Origin of the sequence: Prevotella intermedia ATCC 25611 = DSM 20706 (genome assembly GCF_001953955.1) — a bacterium.
In the GTDB taxonomy this organism is placed as follows: Bacteria; Bacteroidota; Bacteroidia; order Bacteroidales; family Bacteroidaceae; genus Prevotella; species Prevotella intermedia.
Genome location: NZ_CP019301.1, coordinates 424217 through 449899, shown reverse-complemented (window position 1 = coordinate 449899; position 25683 = coordinate 424217). Strand labels below are relative to the sequence as shown.

Below are 25683 nucleotides of genomic sequence, written 5' to 3'. Positions count from 1 at the left end.
GTTAAACTCCTCGTTGATAGGTAATATCGTAGAAGCAAGCATACGTATTTTTGCTTGCCAAGGTCTGTCCTTGTGCCGATGGAACGATGAGACGCACGTGCGCCAACTTGTCGGTTGCGCTTGTAATGCGTCCGAGTTTAATGTAAGGGAGAGGCACCAACCACCCTTTAGGTACAGATGTGCTGCCGTATGCACGCACCATAACGCTGGAAGCCCTGTCGAACGAAGCCGTAAACGTTCCGCTGTTCTTCGTTACCAACATCTTGTCTACGATACCATTCCAAATCAGCGACTTGTTTGTAAGCTGCAAAGAATCGCCAGCCACGTTGGTTTCGTCGAAGCGGCAGAGTACGGTAGCGGTTTCGCCATTCTTCAGTTTCTCTCCTATGCCTTCTTCTACCAACTGCATATACACGCCCGTAGATTTGAACTGAACATACTGATTCTTCGTTGTATCGGTCTTGAAACCTTGACTTTCAAACTGTTTTTCCGAAATAACGTTTATCTTATGTTTCACTATGAACGCATTAATGGCTTTGCGTTCACGTTCCAACTTGTCAGCGTAAGTGTCTTGTTCGCGGCAAGAGACGATGCTCATTGCGCTCAATACTATTGCGAGTAGAAAGATAATCTTCTTCATTTGCGATATTTTAGTTCCTTTATATATTAACTGCAAAGGTAGCAAAAGAAAACAAATTGGCGCACAAAGTGTTTCTATAAAATATATAAAATATTGTAATTCTGTTCTGTAATTCCCAATTTTGTCGCCCGACCCTGTATTTTGCGGGTGGTGGCGGTTTTGTTTTCTCTTTCATTATAATGCAATAAACTTTCTGAACAAGCGTTATTCATAGTATGAATAAGGCAAAACTACTGAACATTATATTATTGTTCCTGTGCTTGCTGTATGCTGGCAACGCTATGGGACAGACGTTTACGCTGCAAGGAAAGGTGTCCGACCAAGACGGAAACCCCATCGAGTTGGCTTCTATCATGGTTGCTTCGCAAGGCAAAATAACGATGAGCAACCTGAAAGGAGAATTCAGTATGCAGCTGCAAAGCGAAGATTCGGTGAAGGTGCGCTTCTCTATGCTTGGCTATAAGAGCAAGGTGCGCGTGCTGCGTCGCCCCCAAGGCAAGCAAACACTTCAGATTCAGCTGAGCAGCGATAACGAAATGCAGGAGGTTGTAGTGCAGGCTAAGGTTCAGCAACACGGTACCACGGAAGAAATAAAGGTAGAAGCGACCAAGCGAAACCCATCGGTTTCGGGCAATGTCGTCGAAGAAATACTGCAGACACAGGCGGGTGTGTCTACCCATTCCGAACTTTCGTCGCAGTATAACGTGCGTGGTGGCACCTTCGATGAGAACTCTGTATATATTAATAATGTGGAAGTGTATCGCCCATTCCTCGTGCGCAGCGGACAGCAGGAGGGTCTTTCGGTGATAAATGCCGACCTTGTGGAAAGTGTGGGCTTCTCTACGGGTGGCTTTGAGGCGAAGTATGGCGACAAGATGAGCTCGGCTTTGGACATCACTTACAAGCGTCCGAAGCGCACCGAAGGTTCGATAACAGCCTCAATGCTTGGCGCAAACGGCTATTTAGGTATTGCTACAAAGAAGCTGACGTGGACAAACGGCTTGCGATACAAGACCAACAAGTACCTTTTAGGTTCGCTCGAAACGAAGGGCGAATACAATCCTTCGTTCTTAGACTACCAGACTTATCTCTCGTGGCAGCCGTCGAAACGCTGGCAAGTGGACTTTATCGGAAACATATCGGAGAACAATTACAACTTTGAACCCAAAGACCGAGAAACGAAATTCGGTACGCTGAAGAACGTAAAGTCGTTCAAAGTTTACTTCGATGGCAAGGAAAAAGACCTCTTCCGCACCTTCTTCGGTTCGTTAAGCATCACCAACCACCTGACGCCACGCACCGACATATCGCTCATAGCGTCGGCTTTCTCGACCAAAGAGCAGCAACGGTACGACATTCAGGGGCAATACTGGCTCACACAGACCGAAACTTCGGAGAATCTCGGCGTAGGAACGTATATGCAACATTCGCGCGACTACCTGAAAGCAAACGTGCGAAGCCTTAAACTGATGATGCAACAGCGTGCAGGAAACCACAGAGTAGAGGGCGCACTGACGTATAAGATAGAGAAAATTGAAGAAAATTCGGCAGAATACGAATACCGCGACTCGGCAGGCTACAACATTCCGCACACTGGCGAAACCCTCGATATGATATATTCGATGCGTGCACGCAACAACTTGGACGCGAAACGCATAGAAGCATATTTGCAAGATACGTGGAACTTCAAGAGCAACGATTCCGTTCCAACACTGTATCGTCTGAACTACGGTGTGCGTTATGCACATTGGGACTTCAACGGTGAGAGCATCGTATCGCCACGCGCATCGCTCAACATTACGCCAGGCTGGAACCGAAACCTGTCATTCCGTGTGGCAGCGGGGCTTTATTATCAGGCACCGTTCTATAAAGAGCTGCGCGATACCACAATGGTAAACGGCGTAACCTACGCACTGCTGAACAAGAAAATACGCTCGCAGCGTTCCATTCACGCATTGGCATCGATGAGCTACCGCTTTTCGATGATGAACCGACCCTTCAAATTCACGGCAGAAGCTTACTATAAAGCCATCTCACGCCTTGTTCCGTACTCGGTAGACAACGTGAAAGTAACCTACTATGGCGACAATGAAACCTCTGGACACGCTGCCGGATTAGACCTGAAACTCTTTGGTGAGTTCGTACCAGGGGCCGATTCGTGGCTCACGCTCAGCGTTATGAACACCAGTATGAAGCTGAACGGAAAGAACGTACCACTGCCAACCGACCAGCGTTTCGCCCTAAACCTCTTCTTCACCGACTATTTCCCAGGCTCTACACGCTGGAGAATGTCGCTGAAACTGGCATACGCCGACGGCTTACCCTTCTCCGCGCCCCACCAAGAACTAACCAGCACCCCGTTCCGTGCGCCTGCCTACAAGCGTGCCGACATCGGAATGAGCTATCGACTCTTCGATAACCAAGACGGCTCGCGCAGTTCTATCTTCCGAAACGTGTGGTTGGGCTTAGACTGTTTGAACCTTTTCGGCATCAACAACGTAAATTCATACTACTGGATAACCGACATTTCAGGACAGCAGTATGCCGTGCCAAACTATCTTACAGGTCGCCAAATCAACGCCAAAATATCGGTAGAGTTCTAATAAAATGCGACAAATAAGACTTTTTAACGTCTTAAATTTGTAATAATTGCATATTTACGTTAACTTTGCCTGCAATATTTATAATAACAAATAAAAAAAGAAAACATTATGAAGAAATACGAATGTGAAACTTGTGGTTACGTTTACGACCCAGAAGTAGGCGACCCAGACGGAGGCATTGCTCCAGGTACAGCTTTTGAAGATATTCCAGACGATTGGGTATGCCCACTCTGCGGAGTAACAAAAGATGACTTCTTTGTAGTAGAAGACTAATTCAATAAAGAGAATATTAAGGTAAAAAAATGAGGGATATGGCTTTGTGCCGTATCCCTTTTTTAGTTTCAGTAGGTTTCTATTCGGTGGTTTGTTTTTCTTTTTGTTGTTTACGGCAGATGCAGAAAGCATTTTTGGCATTGCAAAGCCTTAGTTTCTACAATACCCAATGTAGGGTAGGGGTGCGGCTCATTGCGTTTTTGGCACCATAGAAACCATAGATTCATTTAGAAATTCTAGTTTTTCTAGAAATACTAGAAGTTCTATAAGAGAACTTAAAAAACAGGCTTGCTTTTGTAAAGATAATTCTAAAGAAAAGCAGCAATTTCGATTTGGCATTGCGAAAGCGTAGGTTTTACGCTGCAAAACAGCCGCTTTTACCGTGCAAAACCTACACTTTTGGAATGCAAAACAATAGGTTTTGCAAAGCGTTGATAACGAGGTGGTTATACAATAGTTACGCTTGTGAAAAATATTTACACCTTTGCGGTGTATCTATCTTGTATTTCTGTGCTGCCCGAACCGCCTATAACGCAAAAGCGCAAGACTATCACAGTCCTGCGCTTTTGTTAGTCTTAAAATAAGCTTTCACTTATTTTAGCTTCCGCTTGATTTGTAGGTTCGCGCCTCTCGGCGTTCCCCCAAAATCTCGCATCAATTTGTTATCCTTTAATCAATCTACTTTTAATTACCTTAACTAAACCTATCTTTCCTGAACAATCTCTCTTGTTCTCCTTAAATAAAACAACTAAAAACCTAAATCTATTACTATTAACCTAAACAATCTAATAACCTTTTTGTCTTTTTGACAATGCAAAGGTACGCAGGTTCTGCAATATAGAAAAATATTTCTACGTGTTTTTTGCGAAAAAACCACCTTTCTTGATTTGCGTCAATCCCTTTGTGTGTACGAACACACTAGACATTCAACTTTTTATGAATATCTCCTTTCTTTGCTGTTGGAGGCTTCACATTTCCCGTTGTCAATTCTATTATGGTTTAATGAGCGAGAAGGAGAGGTGGCTAAACGAAAAAACAGATTGCAGATACCGAAGTTTCGGAATTGCAACCTGTTGTTGTTGGGTTTGGTAAGTATCAAGTTGTATGGCTGTGCGTCGTAGCAGCCGTATATGCGCTGTACGGTTTCTTTAGGGTTCCATACTTGGTATTGCGTCCGCATTGCTGTCGTCTGCGGCGTTGTTGCCTTCGAGCTTCTCTTTCAGGAAGTCGAGCATCAAGCGGATAGCCTTGTTGGTGGCAATGGCAAGATTGATGTCGCGTCCGAAGTCTTCGGTGAGTTTAAACGTTCTAACCTCGTCTTTGTCGCCGTAGCCAATCCATACTGTGCCGATGGGTGCTTCGGCTGTGCCACCGCTGGGGCCTGCTGTTCCTGTTACGGAAATGGCATAGTCCACCTGCAAAGCCTTGATGGCACCGCTCACCATCTGTCGTGCCACTTCTTCGCTGACGGCTGTATGCTCCTGCAAAGTCTCGGCAGAAACGCCAAGCAGCTGTGTTTTAACTTCGTCGGTGTACGACACAATGCCACCCTTGAAATAGTTCGATGCACCAGGAATGGCGATAATAGTTTCGCTTACACGGCCGCCTGTGCAGCTTTCGGCTGTTCCGAGCGTGTAGCCCGATGCGTAGAGTAGGTCGCCAATTTGGCGTGATAATATTCTGCTTTCAAATTCCATAGTCGTTTATTTCTATTCAAATGTAACCTTACTGAAGGCGGGCAAGTCGATAGTAGCAAACTTGCCGTCGCGATACTTGAACGTTCCAACGCTGGCAATCATAGCTGCGTTGTCGGTGGTATAGCTGAACTTCGGTATGTATATTGTCCAGCCGAAGCGTGCTGCGTGGTCGTGGAAGGCGTTGCGCAGACCGTTGTTGGCTGACACGCCCCCTGCTACGGCAACGTGTGTGATGCCTGTATCCTTTACTGCCTTGCGAAGTTTCTTCATCAAAATATCCACGATGGTGAACTCAAGGCTTGCAGCGAGGTCGTTCTTGTGGTGTTCTATGAAGTCGGGGTCGTCCTTTATCCACTCGCGAAGATTGTAAAGGAACGACGTTTTCAGCCCCGAGAACGAATAATCGTAGCCCGCTACGTTGGGTTCGGCAAATTTATAGGCTTTCGGATTGCCCTGACGAGCCAACTTATCGATAATTGGGCCGCCAGGATAGCCTAATCCCATAACCTTGGAACATTTGTCGATGGCTTCGCCGGCTGCGTCGTCGATGGTTTGTCCCAACACTTCCATATCGTTGTAGGCATTCACCTTTACTATCTGAGAGTTGCCTCCAGAAACCAAAAGGCAGATGAATGGGAACGGCGGTTGGTTGTTGTCGTCGTCGGTTTCCTTGATAAAGTGGGCGAGAACGTGCCCTTGCAGGTGGTTTACGTCGATGAGCGGAATGCCTAACGAGCGTGCAAAGCCTTTTGCAAAGCTAACGCCAACGAGCAGACTGCCCATAAGTCCGGGACCGCGCGTAAAGGCAACGGCAGACAATTGTTCCTTTGTGATGCCTGCACGCTTTATGGCTTGGTCTACAACAGGCACGACATTCTGCTGGTGTGCCCGCGACGCCAGCTCCGGAACCACACCTCCGTATGCCTTGTGCACATCTTGCGAGGCGGTAACGTTGCTGAGAATGACACCGTTGCGCAGCACTGCCGCACTGGTATCGTCGCAGCTGCTCTCTATACCTAATATATATATATCCTGATTTTTCTCCATTGTTGTTTTCTTGTTGCGTCGATGACGCTTCAACTTAATCGTCTTTCTCCTCTGTGTTTCGGGGGCAAAGACATTGTTTCGGTACTGTTCTTTTAATACGTAAGTATTTCCAATCCGTGTTCAGTCATCAGGAATGTGTGCTCCCATTGTGCTGAAGGAAGCTCGTCGCCCGTAATTACTTCCCAGCCGTATGGGTCTTCTGCATCGATGAAGACTTTCCACGTGCCTTGGTTAATCATTGGTTCGATGGTGAAAACCATACCCGGAACGAGCAACATACCTGTGCCTGCGTATCCGAAGTGGGCTACTTCAGGCTCTTCGTGGAAGTCGAGTCCCACGCCATGACCGCACAAATCGCGCACCACACCATAGCCATGCTTCTTCTCGGCATGCTTCTGAATGGCGTGTCCAATGTCGCCTACGAACGAGTAAGGCTTTGCTGCCTCCATACCAATTTCGAGACATTCCTTGGCAACACGCACCAGTTTTTCTTTCTCTGGCGTTGTTTTTCCGATGATGAACATACGGCTTGCATCGGCATAATAGCCATCAACGATGCACGTCATGTCTACGTTTACGATGTCGCCCTCTTGCAGAACGTCCTCTTTCTTGGGGATTCCGTGGCACACCACTTCGTTGATGCTGGTGCAGACGCTTTTCGGAAAGCCCTCGTAGTTGAGGCAGGCAGGCGTGGCATTGTGCTCCTTGCAGAACGCCATACATATATCGTCAATCTCTTGCGTGTTCATTCCCACGTGTATAGCGTTGGCAACGGCGTCTAAGCAGCCTGTGTTTACAACGCCTGCACGGCGGATTCCTTCAATTTGTTCGGGTGTTTTTATAAGGTTTCGAGTAGGCACGAGTTTGCCTTTCTTCTCGAATTCCATGATTTTCTTATCCATTTCGGTGGGTTCCTGTCCCGGCAGACAGTGCCACCTTCTCTTTTTCAATATCATTGTTACCGTTTTAAACTTTTCTGCAAAAGTACTATAATAAATATAGATGGCAAAGAAAATCGGCTCATTTTTGCCCCTTTATAACTCTAGCGGTGAATGTAAAAAGAGGTTGCCACGATGGTTCTCTTTATCTTTTCTGGGCTCCTGATGGTTTCAACTACAAGTTCTTTAGTGCAATAAAGCGCAATTTATATACAGATAAGCTTGATATAAATCAATTAAAAGTAAATTAAGAAATATTTTCAGGAAATTATTTGCAGTTTTAAATGTTAATATCTATCTTTGCTACAAATCAAAAGTTAGAGAATAATCGTAAAGATTATAATTGTTAAGGAGAAGATTGCTTATTTAGGTTAATGCGTAAAAATCTTTAGGAAAGAGCAGTGATGCTCGATAAATGTTTATATTTAAGTTAATAAAACGTTTTCTTCAGTAAGAATTAATAGATTAGGTAGAAAAAAGATTGAATCAGGATAACGCTTTTGTTCCAATAGTTTTATTCCATTATAATATTGTTTTCGTTATCTGTTTTTATGTGTTTCATTTCTCGTTTCATAAATAGAAAGCAGACAATAAAGCTGTAAACATTTTTCATAGGCATAACTATTGCGTAACCATCTTGTTATCAATATGTTGCAAAACCTATTGTTTTGCGTTCCAAAAGCGTAGGTTTTGCACGGTAAAAGCGGCTGTTTTGCCGTCCAAAACAGCCGCTTTCGCAATGCCAAATCGAAATTACCGTTTTTCTTCAGAATTATCTTTACAAAATCAAATTAATTTCTAAGTTCTGTGTTAGAATTCATAGGAACTTATAGAAGAAATAGATTCTTAAATGAAGTACGCTGTTTCTTCGGTGTCAGGAATACGATGAACCGTTTTCTGTTGGTATTCTACAATGTTGAAGTGCTATTTATTTGGAAGACAGCTTCTTGCCTTTTGGCGAGATAAAGAACCAATCGTCTGATGCCCAAATCCAATAACCATCGCCGTTAGGTGATGCAGGAACCATCTTTCCTGTATAGGTTACCTCTGCTTTTCCACCTTTGAAAGGAACTGCGAACTTATATTGAGGCTTTATAACGACGTTGCCAAGGCTGTCGGCAAAGCCGAAAAGACCATTTTGGTCGAGTATTCTGAAGTAGCCTTCTTCGACATAGTCCGGTCCGTTATCGAAGTTAAATACATAAAAAAGGAACTTCCCTTTATTGTTGAAACACTCTATTTTTCCCTTCTTATTAACGACAAAGCCAATCTGTTCGATAGTATCCGTATAGCTTAATGTGTACTTACAGTCTATAATGGTGTCGCCTTTCGCATTCACATAGCCATACAAGTCGTTCTTTTCCACTATGAAAAGCCTGCTGTCCGTATTGCCACAGCCTGCAAACAGCAGGGCGATGCAAAGCAAAGAGAAGTGAAAGAGTTTGTTTGGAATATTCATTTTCTTATGCTTTTTACTTCTTTTAGTTATTAAAACAAGGTATTTATCATGCTGACTTGCTAAGACTTACAACCCTTAACAGCTATAAGCATCGAAGCAAAGTTACTGAAATATTTTGTATGGCAGACGATTTCAGCAAGTTTTTTTGAAACTATCGTGGCTTGAAACTGCTGTACACGCCATCTGCTGAAACGTTCCCCATTTACTTGTTTCTTTCTTTTTCCCAATTGTTCGCTATATTTAGGTTTATAATGGATAAAACTAAAATATTCTACAAATTCATCTTTTATAAAAGATAAAATAAGTATATTTGCAGTGTTTGTGGATTATAAAAGATATGAAAGAGATAGTTAGACAAAGTTATTTGGACAAAATAGAGAAGTATCTTGGCAAAGATACCATCATAATTTTGACTGGTCAGCGTCGTGTTGGCAAGAGTTCTATTCTGCGTCTGTTTAAAAACAAGGTTGAAGTATCAGACAATGCCAACATCATTTATATTAATAAGGAGAAGAAAGAGTTTGACGACATCAAGACGTACAAGGAACTGAATGCCTATATTGATGAACGTCTTGATGCGGAAAAGACCAACTATATCTTTGTAGATGAGATACAAGGTGTTGCTGAATTTGAGAGAAGCGTTCGCAGTTACTACGAGGAACCGAATATAGAAATAGTGATTACGGGCTCCAACTCAAAGATGCTGAGTGGCGATTTAAGTACGCTCATAGGTGGACGCTATAAGGAAATCTATGTTCAGGCATTAAGTTACACGGAGTTTATGCAGTTCCACCAATTGCCTGATACGGACGACACCTTGTCAAAGTATATTCAGTTGGGAGGATTACCCGGACTTTTGAAGATGGGACTTGATGAACGAGATGCCCGAGAGTATCAGACGGACGTTTATCATACGGTATTATTGAAAGATGTAATTATGCGTAATCAAATACGCAATGTACCGTTTCTCGAAAACCTTGTGCGTTTCTTGGCAGATAATACTGGCAAGATAGTTTCAGCCAACAGTATTGTAAAATACATGAAATCGCAGGGCGAGAAAGTAACTTCTACTGTTATCATCAATTATCTGAAGTTTCTTTGCGATGCCTATATCGTTCATAAGGTGAACCGATACGACATTCACGGGAAACGGTTGTTTGAGAGTAACGACAAATTCTACTTTGAAGATAACGGCATTCGTAATGCGCTCGGTGGCGAATCAAGAGAAGGAGATATAGAAAAGGTGATAGAAAACATCGTTTATAATCATTTGGTACGATTAGGATACGAAGTAACTGTCGGACAGTTGCAGGCTGGCGAAATAGATTTTGTATGCAACAAGCCAGGTGGCTGTAGGCTATATGTGCAAGCCTCGTATATTGTTGCTGATGCAACAACTCGTGAACGTGAGTTCGGCAATCTTCATTCAATAAAGGACAACTATCCCAAGTACGTCATTTCAATGACACCATTGGTAAACAAAACAGACGATAACGGTGTAACCCATCTTCATTTGCGAAAGTTCCTGACGGAAGGATTGTAAATGCCGCTATGGGGCTTTATTCTGAAAAAATAATGCAAGATTAAAGCGATAATAGTGTAAAGATTTTTTGTAAGCGTGTCTATTGTATAACTTGCTTGCTGTCAGCTCATTGCAAAACCTATTGTTTTGCGTTCTAAAAGCGTAGGTTTTGCACGGTAAAAGCGGCTGTTTTGCATCGCAAAACAGCCGCTTTCGCAATGCCAAATCGAAATTACCGTTTTTCTTCAGAATTATCTTTACAAAGCTGAAGCTGTTTTCTGCTTTTTCCAATCCGTTTTTATCTCCAAATATTTTCTTTTAATAGGGGTGAAATTCATTCCGTTCCCCGTATCTGCAAAGTGGCTTTTTAGTGTTCAATAATTTAACAAATGCAATGCTTTAGAGATGTATGGTTTAACTTGATTTAACACCATAGAAGCACAAATGTTACTCTATTCATTGGTTGGTATGCGTTACCTTTGTCGCACGAATATTAAAACGATTTACAGATGGAGCACAAAATGAAGGCAAATCTGCCAAAAATAGAACAAGAAAAGTTAGATAAAATCCTTGAAATAGAGGAACTGTATGAAACAGGAAAGATAACGCTCGAAGAGGCACGGAAGACCTTTGGCGAGCAGGTGGGCAAGATAAAGCCTTTCCACATTGCGCTGATAGAGCAGACAATGGTGGAGGAGGACGACCACGAATGTATTCGGGTGAATATGAGCAAGACGCTCGAACTGCTCGACGGCTTTATGGATTACTCGCGCCCAGAGCTTCCCGACGACCACCCCATTGTGCAATACTACCGCGAAAACGACGAGATGCGAAAGCTGTTGCTTGCCGTTGAAGACTTGGTTCAGTATCCTATGATTAAGAATCAATGGCTCGAAATATACGAAAAGCTCAACCAATATCCCCTTCACTTCAAGCGTAAGCAAAACCAACTCTATCCTGTGTTGGAACAGAAAGGTTTTACACGTCCGACAACCGTGATGTGGACATTCGATGACTTCGTGCGCGACATCATCAGAGAGTCGGCAACTTTGCTCGCCGAAGACAAGGAAGAGGCTTTCATTGCCAAGCAGCAGGAACTGTTGGAATATGCCCGCGACCTGATGAACAAGGAGGAAGCGATTCTCTATCCTACGTCGATGGTGCTCATCAACGCAGCCGAATTCGAGGAAATGAAGGAGGGCGACCAAGAGATTGGCTTTGCTTTCTTCACGGTGGAGCACACTCCGAAAGCCACTGCAGCTGCCCCGCAAGATGCAAACGGTGCAGGATTTGCACAAGATTTGCAGGCTCTTTTGGCGAAATATGGCTATGGCGCAGCCCCACAAGACAAGCTCGACGTAACCACGGGCAAGCTCTCTTTGGAGCAAATCAACCTGATATACAAGCATCTGCCCTTCGATATTTCGTTCGTAGACGAGAACGAACTGGTTTGTTTCTACTCTGATACAGAGCACCGTATCTTCCCGAGAAGCAAGAACGTGATAGGTCGTGAGGTGATGAACTGCCACCCTAAAAAGAGCGCACACATTGTTCGCGAGGTGATAGACAAGCTTAAAAGCGGCGAACAAGAAAAGGCAGAGTTCTGGATTAACAAGCCTGGCGTGTTCCTCTACATTGTTTATGTGGCAGTGAAAGACGAGCAGGGACGCTTCAGAGGTGTGCTGGAAATTATGCAAGACTGCACCCATATCCGTGAATTGGAAGGCAGTCAGACGTTGCTTACTTGGGCAAACGAGGGCAACGCAGCCACCGACAAGGCGACAGAAGAAGCCCATTCGGAAACAGAAACGGCAACCGACACCAACTCGGAGGACGGCGCAGAGCCGATAACAATCATTACGCCCGACACCAAACTGAAAGTACTTTTGAAGCAATATCCCTTCCTGAAAAAGCGTTTGGTTGAGATTTCGTCAGCCTTCCGTATGCTTCAGTCGCCCTTGGGCAAACTCATTGTGTCGCGCGCCGATGTGAAGATGATGAGCGAGAAAAGCGGTGTGCCACTCGAACGACTGATAGAAGGCATTACCAACATTATTAAAGACGAAGCGCAAAAGCAAGGCTAAGTCTGCAACAGGCGGCAGAACAGCGGGCAGCCTACCCACATTCTATCGCTTCGACACCCCCAACTCTTGTTTCGGATAACTATTTGCTTGCCCCTCGCACTTTGTTTATCGAAGTGTTGAAGGGCAAGCTTTTTAGTAAATCTAACAAAACTCGAATTCTTTAGAAACTCTATCAATGAGGCTAACAACAGTCTTGGTTTTGTAAAGATAATTTTATTGAAAAACGCTAATTTCGATTTGGCATTGCGAAAGCGGCTCTTTTGCATCGCAAAACCTACGCTTTTACCGTGCAAAAGAGCCGCTTTTGGAATGCAAAACAATAGGTTTTGCAAAGCGTTGATAAAGAAGATGTTATGTAAAAGTTACGCTTGTGAAAAATGTTTACACTTTTATAAGTTTCTTTTTGCTTATAAAATGGTTTTTCATCATTCGTTTCTGCTGTCCCGAATTGTATAATATAATAAAGGTGTCGTACAATTCCTTTTGGACAATAGAAAAGCGCAATCTAACAAAAGATTGCGCTTTTATTGTGTGTAAATAGGAACTATTTTGTCTGATGGTTTAATTATGTGTACCATATTTCACCTCCTATAAAGTTGTTATACATTGTTTCGTCGTCTTTGCGATTGTTGTTTTCTACATTTTCATCGTTCCTACGTTCGTCCTTTTCTACTTTGTAGTTCTTGTACCATTCTGAATAACCCCAGCTTTTCATAATAAACTCCTTTCTTTTTTATACAGTTATTAAATCACTACAAATATAGCATTTTTATCTGAAAATAGCAAGTGTAGTTAGCAAAAGTGATATATATTAATATTTTTTATACAATAAGTAAGATGAATTGGTGTTTTCTTCACAGTTGTTTCTTTATAATTACATAATATAAACGAAGGTGTTGAGGCTGTGGAAATTATCCAATAAAAGAAAAAATGCCTTTTTTGAATATTTTTTGTATTTTCTCTTTGTAATTCAATTATTATTTTTACCTTTGCAGCGTCGAATGGTTCGCGAAAGCGACTAATAGGGAATTGGGTGCGAATCCCAAACAGTCCGGCTGCTGTATGTTGCCTCCTTAGACACAAACAGATACCACTGAGTGTAGAAAAGCTCGGGAAGGTGTTTGTGATCAGGTAACGAGTCAGAAGACCTGCCATTTTGAATGACTTCAGATGTAGCCTCTCGGGATAGGCGAAGAAGTAACGACAAGCATGTACGACAACAGAAACTAACTGCTAAGGCTGCGTGAGTATGCCTTTGACGTGTGATATATGTTCCACAGAAGTTGTGGACCGAGTTGTGCTGTATGCTTAAACGGAAAACGCTGTGCATCTAAACCGAAAAACGTTGTACGTTAAATAGGCGTGTATAGAGCGTTTATGTTGAGAAGCGTTGTACATTTAAAACCCGAAAACATTGAGGTTCCAATACTTATGAGGATATGAACAGCTCTGCGGAGCATGTTTGAAACCCATGCGAGCGGAAATCTACTCCGCGCTGTTTAGTATCTCTTTAAAATCTAACTATTAAGAAGAAATATCAGTACACATAGTTATAGATTGATGCAGAGAACCATTAGGTTTAAGGCAAGTCGTTGCCAATAGCAAATGAAATTAGTCAGGTTATGATATGGTAAATTAATAAAAATGATGCTGTTACTTTTCCAAGTGCAGTTATATGAGTTTATATTTTCGTATTTTATAGTTGCTTTAAGAGCAACAAAAGTTTTAGAAAAGAAACGAGGTATTGTTGTGAAATAATACAATTCTTTAATTCCTCTAAACAACAAAAAGCCGTATGTCGTGATGACGCACGGCTTTTTTTATTTCGTTTTTTCTGAAAATAATTGGTCGTTTTGCTCTTAAGTAACGTGAGTTCGATATAAGCTCTATGCAATTATTCTGCTTTTATCAATTATTTCTATGTTCATTTCTGGCTTCTTTGGCAACAGATTGTATGCAATGAGTCCTGCTATCAGATTTGTTGCAAAGTTATCAAAAGAGCGATGTCTGGTGTGTTCTATCTGACATACATTCTTCAGTTCATCGTTCACCGTCTCTATCACAGAACGCTTTCTGAGCAACAACTTATCATACAGGCTCATCAGGGAGTTCTTCATGTTCTTCTTTATCTTTGTCACTAAATGTATATTGTCCACAAAGAGCATCTCAAAGAGGTTCTGACTGATATACCCCCTGTCTGCGAAGAGTTTCCCAAACAACCTCTCGGTGAAGCGTTTGTCCTTCAGTGGCTCCCTGTCATCTACGTTTCCTGGCGTGAGCTTCCACTGGATAATCTCTCCCTTGTCATTGATGACAAGATGTAGCTTGAAGCCGTAGAACCAGCCCATGGTGCACTTTCCCTTTGCCGCCCAGCCCCTCATGGTCCTGTGCTGCCGCTCACGCTTGATGTGGCAGGAAGCCAGTGGTGTGGAATCAATGATGGATATGCCTGAACACTTGCCCAGTGCACATGTCTGGAGAAACAGCAACAGGTGCAGTGCGACCTGTGCTTGTCGCTCGACGAAGCGGTTGTAGGAAATCCGATGTGGGAAGTCTCCACGCATATGCTGGCAGATATAGCCTAAGTAGAAGGACTTGAGGTCTCGGAAGCGGTGAGTGTGGAACAGGACCAGAATGGTCATGATTTCACTGTCTGACATACGGGAAACACGGTTACGGTGCCGCTTGCCGGGTACCTGAAGCGTATGTTTTTTCAACTCTGGAGTAAAATACTTGCAAAAATCGTCGAATATACAGAATATTTCTATTAAATTTGTATCAGTCATAGGAGTGGGTATTTGTTTGTAACTCTTTGGTTTACAAGTATAAAGGTACAAAAAATATTCCACTCCTACAACTTTTAAAACAACTTTCTTATATCGAACTCACGTTAAGTATGAAAAGATGCTTTATTTTTGTATGGCATTTATGCCGTTATTGTAGATAAAAATAAAAGATTAGATAAGTGTTTCTGAGTATTTATGGTCAGAGTCTTGGTCGCATAGAGGAAATAAAATGTATGTAAGTGAGTGATTCATCACATTCCTTATATTCACTCTGCCTTCCTTTGGTGTTAGGAATGTGATGAATCACGCCCCTACAATCCGTCCTTATATTCATAGCGTACATAAGGGTGGTTCTACAAGGAACCCGCTTTGGATTTGTAAAGATAATTCTGAGGAAAAACAATAATTTCGATTTGGCATTGCGAAAGCGGCTGTTTTGCAACGCAAAACCTACGCTTTTACCGTGCAAAACAGCCGCTTTTGGATTGCAAAACAATAGGTTTTGCAATGTATTGGTAATGAGATGGTTATGTGTTTGTTACGGTTGTGAAAAATATTTACACACGCTTAGCGTTTTACCCTCTTATATAATAAGGTGTATTGTTGCTTTTCTGGATTCATCAGACAGCAATGGTTAGAGTATGAAACAAAAAAGAAGCAAACACTACAATATGGTGTTTGCTTCTTTTTTATGTAAATTTGCGAATGTGTAAGTTCCATTGTTTCTTCTTTTTTATAGTTTTCAAATACAAAGATAAGAAAAAAGGGGCTTACACACTTTTATAGGACAGTACCGTTTTATAAGCACACCGATGTAGTAGATGGGCGGGGGTAGGGGTGGCTCATCATGTCTTAGGCATACACGCATAGGGTTAAATGAGGTTGCCTATAAGGAAATAGAACCAACTGCAAGCCCACGTTTGCACAAAAAAGGCACGCTATGAAGCGTGCCTGTATCAAAAGAAATAATGATTAATGAAACATCAAGAAAGATGGATTAACCATATTGTATTGGTGTGCGAACCGCTTACTTCCAGTTCTTGTATGTTATTTCGCTTTGTGTATCGAGCTTCATTTCCATACCCATCACCTTTGTGGCAGACTTTCCGCTTAGGCTTTGCAACCAGCCGTTAGGCAAGAAAGTAAGGTTGTCGGTGCCGTTTACGCTGAGGTTGGTCATACCCATTGCCTTCATCTGTCCCCAGTTGGCATCAATCTGTGAGGTTACTTCTTCGCCCATTCCCATTTTCTTCATCTGGTCAATCATCATTTTCTTCACATCGCTTTCGGTCATATTGTCCTTCAAATTCGTTGTGATTACGGTGTTTCCGCCATTGTTTGCCACAGCGTAGGTTGAAGTAAGCTTCATGCCTTGCTTGGTTCGGTCTTCCTTACTGTTGGTTCTCAAATCTTTGCCATAGTAGTAGAGGAAAGAGTTTTCGTTGAGGTTATCTATGAGAGCCTTTTCTTCAAATTGCTCGCTGATTGCCATAAGGAACTTTGCTTTGGGTAAAACCTGTTCTATCATAGGGTTTTTCTTGTATTGTTCCTCGATATCTGCAATTGCAGTCTTGCTTCCTGTCGATGCTACCTCGTCGAGGTTAAGTATCTTTTCTACCTTTCCGTCGGTGTTGGTCTGCAACAGCATCTTCACGCCTTTTAGATATTTGTTGCCCATAATCTGTGCTTGTTCAGCCACTTCTTGGTCGCCGTCAACGATAATATCGGTAATGTTGCATTCTATTTTGTAGCCATTGGCGGTCTTGTCGAGCACCACGTAGCGTGTGTTTTTAGTTATTGCAATCTTCTTGTTGCCTTGTCCCATAGGCAATGCCATATCCATTTTTATCACATCTTTATAAAAAGTGGTGTCGTTTTTAGCGAAGTTTGCCTTTACAGTTGCCTGTGCGTCTGCTGTGAGCGCTGCGCCCAACATCAAGACTGATAGTAAGATAGTTTTCATTTCCCTATTGCTTAATAATTGATTTATGGTATATTTGTTTTATTCTTCTGTTTGTTTTCCTGCTTAGAAGTAAACCTCTTGTATGCCGTTTATGGAGATAGCCTCCGCAGACTGGCAAGGGTCGAAGTTGGCAGGAATGTCGAACTTGGCGTTGGGCGAATAGTTCAGCGACTTGTCGGCATAGACCATTTGCATGTAGTAAGCCCATATAGGCAGTGCCATCGTGGCACCCTGACCGAGCGAAGTAGAGTCGAAGTGAATGTCGCGGTCTTCTCCGCCCACCCAGCAACCGTTTACAAGCTGAGGTGTGAAGCCCATGAACCAACCGTCGGAGTTGTTGTTGGTCGTACCCGTCTTACCGCCAATATCGCCCGTAAGGTTGTAATGGTAGCGCAAACGTCCGCCTGTTCCACCTTGAACTACGGCTTGCAGCATGTCAAGCATCTTGAATGAGCTTTCTTCCGATATAACTTCGTTCATCAATGGTTGGAATTTGGCTACCACGTTGCCGTGGCTGTCTTCTATTCTCGTAACGAAGATGGGGGCACAGCGTACTCCGTGGTTCACGAAAGTGGTGTATGCGCTGCACATTTCGCCCACTGATACCTCAGAAGGACCGAGACACAGCACGGGCGAAGTGTTTTTTTCGATGTCTGGATTGTTCAGTCCGAAGTCGTGCAGAATATTCACGAATTGCGATGGACCGAGCAAACTGATGAGGTAAGCCGAAATCCAGTTGTTTGATTGTTGCAATCCCCAGCGCAGCGGAACCTGTTGTCCGTAGCGTGCCTTTGAGGCATTGCGAGGCGTCCAGTTGCCATACGAACGCTGAACGTTGGGTGCTGTGGTGCACGGAGTCATTCCGTTCTGCATCGCAAGCGCATAAAGGAAAGGCTTAATGGTAGAACCCACCTGGCGTCTGCCGCCCATTACCATATCGTATTTAAAATGGTCGTATTCTATTCCGCCCACATAGGCTTTCACAGCACCTGTCCGTGCCTCCATACTAAGGAAGGCTGCGCGCAGGAAAGACTTATAGTAGCGAATGGAATCGATAGGCGTCATCAGCGTATCCACGTTGCCGTGGTAGGTGAAGAGCGTCATTTCGTGCTTTGTTTGGAAGCTGCGGCGTATCTCGTCGGGCGTAGCTCCCTGTTCTTTCAATCGCAGGTATCGCAAACTCTGGCGGCACGAGCGGTTGAGGATAGATTTAATTGTATTTCGCGAAATGTTCGTTGAGAATGGTGCATTCTTCTTGTAGCGGTTGGCACGGTTGAACTCTGCCTGCAGATAACCGCCGACATGCTTGCGCACAGCCTGCTCGGCGTATTGCTGCATACGTGTGTCGAGGGTTGTGAAGATGCGCAGACCGTCGGTATTTATGTCGTAGGTTTCGCCGTTTCGCTTTTTGTTCTTGTTACACCAACCGAAGAGCGGGTCTTCTTCCCACGCAATAGAGTCGAGCACAAAATCGCGCATTTGCCACTCTTGGTAGTTTGCTCTTTCGGGTTTCTTCTCCATCATGTAATGGCGCAGGAATACTTGGAAGTAGTCGCCAGAGCCTTTTATGTTCTTTGACCTCGAGAAGTTGAGCCCCAATGGTCGCTGTACAAGCTCGTTAAGTTCCTCTCGTGTGATGTAGCCAGACTTGCACATCTGACCCAAAACCACGTTTCGGCGTGTGCGGCAGCGTTCTTCGTAGCGCAGGGGGTTATACATTGAGGGGTTCTGGCACAGTCCGATGAGGGTCGCAGCCTCGGTAACGGAAAGTTGTCGTGGCTCTTTGTTGAAATAAATGTTGGCTGCTCGCTTTATGCCGACGGCATTATGGAGATAGTCGAAGTAGTTTAAGTACATCGCAATAATCTCTTCTTTCGTGAAGTGACGCTCCAGTTTCACAGCAATAATCCACTCAATGGGTTTCTGCAACATTCGTTCGAGCGTGCTGTGTGCCTTTTCCGAGAACACCTGCTTTGCCAATTGCTGTGTGATGGTTGAGCCACCGCCTGCTTTATCATGCCCCAATACGCCTCGTTTAAGTACGGCACGTGCCAGCGCAATGAAGTCGATGCCCGAGTGTTCATAGAATCTTTCGTCCTCGGTAGCTACCAAAGCGTGCACCAAATGGGGCGAAAGACTGTTGTAGTCTACTGCCACGCGGTTGGCATTGTCTTGATTCCAAGTGCCAATAAGCTTACCGTCGGCAGAGTAAACCTGCGAAGCAAATTTGTCTACGGGGTTCGAAAGTTCTTCCATATCAGGCATATAGCCTATCCAACCGTTCCATACCGCCACGAAAAAGATTGTGGTGAAACTGATGACAAATATCAATATAGCCCAAAAAGTATGTACAAGATGTCTTCGCATTTTCATTATTGTTTATAAGTTGCAAAGATAACGCAAATAGATGAGAAGGCAAAATAAAAATAGTGGGATTTTTTTAAGAACGCCAACATATAGATATTTTCTTTTATAAAAGTTCTTCAATAGAAAATATTTGCGTATCTTTACGCTCGAAAACGACCAACTCAACACAATACAATGGAGAAACAGAACTTTGTGAACATTCAGGATTTGGATAAGGAACAGCTTCTTTATCTTATTCAAATGGCGCAGGAATTTGAGAAATATCCTAACCGCGAGTTACTAAAAGGCCGCATTATAGCGACTCTGTTTTACGAACCTTCCACCCGTACACGCCTTAGTTTCGAGACGGCTGCCAATCGTTTGGGAGCCAAAGTCATTGGTTTTACCGATGCAAAGGCGTCGAGTGTGAGCAAGGGAGAAACCCTTAAAGACACCATACTGATGGTTGCGAACTACGCCGACACCATCGTGATGCGCCATTACATCGAGGGAGCAGCGCAATATGCCTCGGAAGTGTCGCCCGTACCTATCGTGAATGCAGGCGACGGTGCCCACCAGCACCCTTCGCAGTGCCTTTTAGACCTTTACACAATAAACCAAACGCAGGGCACATTGGAGAATTTGAACATCTATCTCGTCGGCGACCTTAAGTACGGACGCACCGTTCACTCGCTGCTGATGGCGATGCGCCACTTCAATCCTACGTTCCACTTCATTGCACCAGCCGAGCTTGCTATGCCCGAAGAGTACAAGATATTCTGCAAACAGCACGGCATTCGATACACGGAGCAGGAAGATTTCACCCCCGAATCCATTGCTGGTGCCGACATATTATATATGACACGTGTACAAAAGGAACGCTTCTCCGACCTTATGGAATACGAACGTGTGAAGAACGTCTACATTCTGCGCAACGATATGCTGCACCTTGCAAAGCCCAATATGCGCATTTTGCACCCACTGCCACGCGTGAACGAAATAGCATACGACGTAGATACCAACCCGCACGCCTACTATATACAGCAAGCTAAGAACGGACTTTTCGCCCGCGAAGCCATTTTTGCCTACTGCCTCGGCATAGGAATGGACGAAGTGAAAGCCGATACAACGATAATAAAATAAGGAGATTATGGAAATGAACAAGAAAGAACGTTTGGTTGCCGCCATCGAAAACGGCACTGTAATCGACCATATACCCGCAGAAAAGACCTTCCAAGTGGTGAATCTTCTCGAACTTCAGAACCTTTCAACCCCTGTTACCATTGGCTACAACTTCAGTTCTTCCAAAGTAGGGTGCAAGGGAATCATCAAGGTAAGCGACAAGTTCTTCACCGACGACGAAATATCTCGCCTCTCGGTAGTTGCGCCCAACATCATCTTGAACATCATTCGCGACTATGAAGTGGTAGAGAAAAAGCAAGTCATAACGCCCAACGAACTGCGCGGAATCGTGAAATGCAACAACCCAAAGTGCATCACCAATAACGAGCCAGTGTCTACAATATTCAACGTTGTAGACAAGGAGGCAGGCACATTGAAGTGCCATTATTGCGACAAGGAACAGCAAATGGAGAACGTAGAGTTGTGTTAATCCCTATATAAGATATTCTATACTGATTCAGAGTAATATAAGCGAGTGTGTAAAAGTTGTGGTTGAAGCTGATAAAAGCCCCTGCTTGCCACACCTCCCCATACTCTGTTAAGTCCGTGGAATAGCCTTTAAAATTGGTTTTAGCATTTCACTGCAAATATTTGTACGAAATATTTGCCCTGTTATTAGAAAATTCCTATATTTGCAGCTAATTATAACAACCTTGCTTTTGGCGACATCTTTACTAAAAACCGTGGATAGTCGGCGGAGGCATTTTAATACTTAAACAACATGAGAAAAGATCTTGAGATTTTTGATCTCATCGAGCAAGAGCACCAGCGCCAGTTGAAAGGCATGGAGCTTATCGCTTCAGAGAACTTCGTCAGCGACGAAGTAATGCAGGCAATGGGGTCTTACCTTACCAACAAGTACGCTGAAGGCTATCCCGGAAAGCGTTACTATGGTGGTTGCCAAGTAGTAGACGTAGTAGAGAACCTCTGTATCGAGCGCGTAAAGAAAGTGTTCGGTGCATGCTGGGCGAACGTGCAGCCACACTCTGGTGCGCAGGCTAACCAGGCCGTTCTTTCAGCAATTCTCGAACCGGGCGACAGTTTTATGGGACTCGACCTCAACCATGGCGGCCACCTTTCACACGGTAGCCCAGTAAACAACTCTGGTATTCTCTACCGTCCTATCGGCTATCAGCTTGATAAGGAAACCGGTCGTGTAGACTACGACAACATGGAGAAGCTCGCTCGCGAGCACAAACCAAAGCTCATCATTGCGGGTGCATCAGCATACAGCCGCGAGTGGGACTATGCACGCTTCCGCAAGGTAGCCGACGAAATTGGTGCAATCTTCATGGTAGACATGGCTCACCCAGCAGGTTTGATTGCTGCAGGTTTGCTCGAAAACCCAGTTAAGTACGCTCACATCGTAACAACAACTACACACAAAACCCTCCGTGGTCCTCGTGGTGGTGTGATTATGATGGGCGAAGACTTCGACAACCCATGGGGAAAGACAACTCCAAAGGGCGTTATCAAGAAGATGTCGCAACTTCTCGATTCTGCTGTGTTCCCAGGAAACCAAGGCGGTCCATTAGAGCACGTTATTGCTGCTAAGGCTGTTGCCTTCGGCGAAATCCTCGAACCAAGCTGGAAAGAGTATGCTACACAGGTGAAGAAGAACGCTGCTGTGCTTGCCGAAGAACTCGTAAAGCGTGGCTACGGCATTGTTTCAGGCGGTACCGACAACCACTCAATGTTGCTCGACCTCCGCACCAAGTTCCCAGAACTCACTGGTAAGGTTGCTGAAAACGCACTCGTTGCAGCTGACATCACTGTAAATAAGAATATGGTACCATTCGATACACGTTCTGCATTCCAGACTTCAGGTATCCGTCTTGGTACAGCTGCTATGACAACTCGTGGCGCAAAAGAAGACCTTATGATTCTCGTTGCCGAGCTTATCGACAAGGTTCTTTCTGCTCCAGAAGACGAAAAAGTCATCGCAGAAGTTCGCGAGAAGGTAAACGCAACAATGAAAGAATATCCATTGTTCGCTTACTAATCAAGAACAAAACAAAATTTCTCATAGCTAAAAAGGCTCCCTCAACGGCATTGCTGTTGAGGGAGTTCTGTTTTTTGTCCAGTCTGCTGCTTTGTCGTTGGGGTGGGGTAGATAATATTTATCCATCTGCAAAGTCGCTTTTTCTTTGGCATAATGAACTGTCTGCCGAAACTTCAAATGCAGCAACACACCTTATAATATAAGTGGGAAAGAGAAGAAAAGTGTGTAAATATTTTTCACAAGCGTATCTATGGTGCAACTTCTTCATTATCAACGCTTTGCAAAACCTATTGTTTTGCATTCCAAAAGCGGCTGTTTTGCACGGTAAAAGCGTAGGTTTTGCAGCGCAAAACAGCCGCTTTCGCAATGCCAAATCGAAATTAGCGTTTTTCAACGAAATTATCTTTACAAAAATAATGTTATTGTCAAGTTCTATGATAGGGTTCCTAGAGACTTCTAGTTATTCTAGAATTTCTAGATAGCCCCGCCGTTTCTTCCTTGTTAGTAAACGCCCAAAACCACGCCCAAACCCTCTTTGTTGCGATTTCCGAACGCCCCCTTACCTTACAAAAGCCCTTTCCACAGCCTTTCCACACACAACTCTTGGAAAACAAAAAAAGCTGGAACACCTCACGGCTATCCAGCTTCTCTAACCTTTTATCTAATATGTTCTCTTTCTATAAATCGCTTACAAAAAGAGATGTTTAACTCTTAAATATAATTTCTATGATATGTTTATTTCTTCATTCCAGTGTATGCCTTGTTCATACCTTTCACTACTTCCGAAGTAATGTTGCAAGCATCGTCGGCATAAAGAATGTTGTCGCCGCTCTTTGCAAGTATCATAACATACTTCTTGTCTTTGTTAAAGCTCTTCAAGTAGTTGTGTACACTGTCAGAAAGAGCCTTGTTGTAGTTGGTAACTTCCTTCTGATACTCTGCGCCCAAACGCTGTTGCAAGGCTTCGGCATCGGCAGCTTGCTTCTGAATACCTGCCTGAATTTGCTGTGCCTGTGCCTGTGTGTACTTGTTGGTCTGAATGTTTCGCTGGAAGTTGGCTGCTGCCTGCTGCAATGCCTGCTGCTTTCCTGCGAGCGTCTTCTGTATGTTCTTTTCCTTTGCTTCAAGGATTTTAGTCACCTCTTTCCAATAAGTGTACTGGGTCATGATAGAATCAATCTCCACGTATGCTATCTGTTGCGAGCCTGCTGCTGCGGTTGCAGTTGCAGGTTTTGCGGTTTCCTTGGTGTCATTGGCTTTTGGCTGATTGTTGCAAGACATTATACCGAATGTCATTGCTGCGACAGCCAACGCGCTTAAAGTCTTTTTCATTTTATCTTTGTTTTTATTAATATTCGTTGTTTCTTAGTATGCCTTGTTGGCGGCACGTGCCTCTTTGTCTTGGTCGATAACGCAATGAATTCCCTTTTTGCGCAGGTACTTGCTGTCATGAATGTGTTGCGACTGGAAACTTGCGCCTTTCTTCAGAAGCACTCTGACGGAAAGCAACAACATTGCAATAGCAATTATTAACACACTCAACAGTAAAGTCTCAACCATTTTACTTATCTTTGCATCTATATTTTTGGCAAAGGTAACACAAATCAAGAATATACCAAAAGAAATACTATTAAAAATGACAAACATGGAATTAAAACCTGCTCGCGTATTTGAGCATTTCGCGAAAATCAACCAAATTCCTCGCCCATCAAAGCACGAGGAAAAGATGATTGAATACCTTGTTGAGTTTGGCAAGAGCCGCAACTTGGACACCAAGGTAGACAAAACAGGCAACGTGCTGATAACGAAGCCTGCAACCAAAGGTATGGAAAACGCACCTACCGTAATACTGCAAAGCCACATCGACATGGTGTGCGACAAGCTCGTGGATTTGGATTTCAACTTCCACACTGACGCTATTCAGACCTATGTTGATGGCGAATGGCTCAAGGCAAAGGGCACTACACTCGGTGCTGACGACGGTATTGGCGTGGCTTATGAGCTTGCAGTACTCGATTCAGACAATATTGAACACGGCAAAATAGAATGCCTTTTCACCGTAGACGAGGAGACCGGGCTGACTGGTGCCTTCGGTTTGGAACCGGGCTGGCTTACAGGCGACTACCTTATCAACCTCGATTCGGAAGACGAAGGACAGATTTTCGTAAGCTGTGCAGGTGGTATCGCCACCGACAGCGTATTCAAATTCAAGCGCGAGGACACTCCTGCGGGCTACTTCTTTATGGAGGCAAGCGTTAAAGGACTGATTGGCGGACACTCTGGCGACGACATTAACAAGAAGCGTGCGAACGCTATCAAGATTCTCGGACGCTTCCTTTATATGCAGCAAAGCAAGATGGACTTGCGCCTTGCAGAGTGGAATTCTGGCAAGTTAGACAATGCAATACCTCGCGATGGTAAGGTTGTTTTCGCCGTACCGTCGGCAAAGAAGGAAGACGTTATGGCAGACTGGAACATCTTTACAAAGGGTGTTGAGGAAGAATACCACGTGTCTGACCCTAACGCAGTATGGGGAATGGAGAGCACAGAGGCTCGTCCAGTGGTTGAAAAAGAAGTAGGTCGCCGCATCGTAATGGCTGTTCAGGCTGTAGACAATGGTCCTTTGACCAACTGTCAGGACGAAGCTATCGCCTATATGGTAGAGACTTCGAGCAACGTAGCTGTGGTAAAGACCGAAGAGAACGCAATCACGGTTATTGCTTCGCAGCGTTCTAACGTGCCAAGTGCACTCACCAATATGGCAAATACCATCAAGGCTTGCTTCGAAATGGCTGGTGCGGAAATCTGCCAGCACGACGCATACCCTGGCTGGAAGATGAATCCGAACTCTAAACTCGTGGAAGTTGCCGTAGAGGAATACAAGAAACTCTTCAACAAAGAACCACAGGTGCTCGGCATTCACGCAGGTTTGGAATGCGGACTCATATCAGAGAAGTATCCAAACGTGGATATGATGAGCGTTGGTCCTACCCTTCGTTTCGTTCATACCCCCGACGAGCGTTTGCTTATTCCTACCGTACAGATGGTTTGGGACCACTTGCTCGCCATCTTGAAGAATGTAAGATAAAAGGCACTCGCTTCTTAAAAACACACATAAATGCGCCCGCCCAACTCGCTCCG

20 protein-coding genes and 1 riboswitch are annotated in these 25683 nt (G+C 44.1%); of the genes, 9 read left to right on the top strand and 11 right to left on the bottom strand.

Going from position 1 to position 25683, the window contains the following annotated elements; all coding sequences use genetic code 11:
* Position 1: 1 nt before the first annotated feature.
* Positions 2–640 carry a DUF4827 domain-containing protein gene (locus BWX39_RS10565; protein ID WP_028905708.1) on the bottom strand — a complete coding sequence of 213 codons (639 nt, stop codon included), beginning with the start codon at positions 638–640 and terminating at the stop codon, positions 2–4.
* Between the two features lie 215 nt (positions 641–855).
* On the opposite strand from BWX39_RS10565, the gene BWX39_RS10560 reads away from it, so the two are divergent.
* Positions 856–3243, top strand: a complete 2388-nt coding sequence (locus tag BWX39_RS10560) for a TonB-dependent receptor (protein WP_028905707.1) — start codon at positions 856–858, stop codon at positions 3241–3243.
* A 108-nt stretch (positions 3244–3351) separates the two neighbouring features.
* Positions 3352–3516, top strand: coding sequence for a rubredoxin (rd, locus tag BWX39_RS10555; protein WP_014708664.1), 165 nt, complete (start codon positions 3352–3354; stop codon positions 3514–3516).
* Positions 3517–4664: 1148 nt separating this feature from the next.
* On the opposite strand, the gene BWX39_RS10550 is transcribed toward rd, so the two are convergent.
* The 4 genes from BWX39_RS10550 to BWX39_RS10535 form a co-directional block, all read right to left on the bottom strand.
* A complete protein-coding gene (locus BWX39_RS10550; protein ID WP_028905706.1) occupies positions 4665–5213 on the bottom strand; it encodes a CinA family protein in 549 nt (182 codons plus the stop codon).
* Between the two features lie 12 nt (positions 5214–5225).
* Positions 5226–6260 (bottom strand): tRNA (adenosine(37)-N6)-threonylcarbamoyltransferase complex transferase subunit TsaD, encoded by a 1035-nt coding sequence (gene tsaD, locus BWX39_RS10545; RefSeq protein ID WP_014708662.1) that lies wholly within the window; start codon positions 6258–6260, stop codon positions 5226–5228.
* A gap of 92 nt (positions 6261–6352) precedes the next feature.
* The gene (map, locus tag BWX39_RS10540) at positions 6353–7216 is read right to left on the bottom strand and encodes a type I methionyl aminopeptidase (RefSeq protein WP_028905705.1); all 864 of its coding nucleotides are present in this window, start codon (positions 7214–7216) and stop codon (positions 6353–6355) included.
* A gap of 910 nt (positions 7217–8126) precedes the next feature.
* Complete coding sequence (locus BWX39_RS10535) at positions 8127–8657, bottom strand: WG repeat-containing protein (RefSeq protein WP_028905704.1); 531 nt, start codon at positions 8655–8657, stop codon at positions 8127–8129.
* A 337-nt stretch (positions 8658–8994) separates the two neighbouring features.
* On the opposite strand from BWX39_RS10535, the gene BWX39_RS10530 reads away from it, so the two are divergent.
* Both BWX39_RS10530 and BWX39_RS10520 read left to right on the top strand, forming a co-directional pair.
* A complete protein-coding gene (locus BWX39_RS10530; RefSeq protein ID WP_036860614.1) occupies positions 8995–10200 on the top strand; it encodes an ATP-binding protein in 1206 nt (401 codons plus the stop codon).
* A gap of 488 nt (positions 10201–10688) precedes the next feature.
* A complete protein-coding gene (locus BWX39_RS10520; RefSeq protein ID WP_028905702.1) occupies positions 10689–12263 on the top strand; it encodes a DUF438 domain-containing protein in 1575 nt (524 codons plus the stop codon).
* Between the two features lie 565 nt (positions 12264–12828).
* On the opposite strand, the gene BWX39_RS12195 is transcribed toward BWX39_RS10520, so the two are convergent.
* From BWX39_RS12195 to BWX39_RS10495, 4 genes are all read right to left on the bottom strand, one after another.
* Positions 12829–12978: a hypothetical protein gene (locus BWX39_RS12195; protein ID WP_014708658.1), complete on the bottom strand. Its 150-nt coding sequence runs from the start codon at positions 12976–12978 to the stop codon at positions 12829–12831.
* A gap of 272 nt (positions 12979–13250) precedes the next feature.
* Positions 13251–13433: riboswitch (cobalamin riboswitch) on the top strand.
* A gap of 716 nt (positions 13434–14149) precedes the next feature.
* Positions 14150–15049 carry an IS982 family transposase gene (locus BWX39_RS10510; RefSeq protein WP_076123173.1) on the bottom strand — a complete coding sequence of 300 codons (900 nt, stop codon included), beginning with the start codon at positions 15047–15049 and terminating at the stop codon, positions 14150–14152.
* A 1027-nt stretch (positions 15050–16076) separates the two neighbouring features.
* A complete protein-coding gene (locus BWX39_RS10500) occupies positions 16077–17012 on the bottom strand; it encodes a hypothetical protein (RefSeq protein ID WP_028905182.1) in 936 nt (311 codons plus the stop codon).
* 63 nt (positions 17013–17075) lie between these two features.
* Positions 17076–19379: a transglycosylase domain-containing protein gene (locus BWX39_RS10495; RefSeq protein ID WP_028905183.1), complete on the bottom strand. Its 2304-nt coding sequence runs from the start codon at positions 19377–19379 to the stop codon at positions 17076–17078.
* A 174-nt stretch (positions 19380–19553) separates the two neighbouring features.
* Between BWX39_RS10495 and pyrB the strand changes: the two genes are divergently transcribed.
* From pyrB to BWX39_RS12650, 4 genes are all read left to right on the top strand, one after another.
* A complete protein-coding gene (gene pyrB / locus BWX39_RS10490; protein WP_014708351.1) occupies positions 19554–20501 on the top strand; it encodes an aspartate carbamoyltransferase in 948 nt (315 codons plus the stop codon).
* Positions 20502–20514: 13 nt separating this feature from the next.
* Positions 20515–20970: an aspartate carbamoyltransferase regulatory subunit gene (pyrI, locus tag BWX39_RS10485; protein WP_028905184.1), complete on the top strand. Its 456-nt coding sequence runs from the start codon at positions 20515–20517 to the stop codon at positions 20968–20970.
* A 291-nt stretch (positions 20971–21261) separates the two neighbouring features.
* Positions 21262–22542, top strand: a complete 1281-nt coding sequence (gene glyA, locus BWX39_RS10480) for a serine hydroxymethyltransferase (protein ID WP_028905185.1) — start codon at positions 21262–21264, stop codon at positions 22540–22542.
* A gap of 266 nt (positions 22543–22808) precedes the next feature.
* Positions 22809–23024 carry a hypothetical protein gene (locus tag BWX39_RS12650; RefSeq protein ID WP_244271536.1) on the top strand — a complete coding sequence of 72 codons (216 nt, stop codon included), beginning with the start codon at positions 22809–22811 and terminating at the stop codon, positions 23022–23024.
* A 253-nt stretch (positions 23025–23277) separates the two neighbouring features.
* Here the strand turns inward: BWX39_RS12650 and BWX39_RS10470 are convergent, their stop codons facing one another.
* Complete coding sequence (locus BWX39_RS10470; RefSeq protein WP_028905186.1) at positions 23278–23874, bottom strand: OmpH/Skp family outer membrane protein; 597 nt, start codon at positions 23872–23874, stop codon at positions 23278–23280.
* A gap of 33 nt (positions 23875–23907) precedes the next feature.
* Complete coding sequence (locus tag BWX39_RS10465; protein ID WP_028905187.1) at positions 23908–24102, bottom strand: hypothetical protein; 195 nt, start codon at positions 24100–24102, stop codon at positions 23908–23910.
* Positions 24103–24178: 76 nt separating this feature from the next.
* On the opposite strand from BWX39_RS10465, the gene BWX39_RS10460 reads away from it, so the two are divergent.
* The gene (locus BWX39_RS10460; RefSeq protein WP_028905188.1) at positions 24179–25630 is read left to right on the top strand and encodes an aminoacyl-histidine dipeptidase; all 1452 of its coding nucleotides are present in this window, start codon (positions 24179–24181) and stop codon (positions 25628–25630) included.
* Positions 25631–25683: the final 53 nt, after the last annotated feature.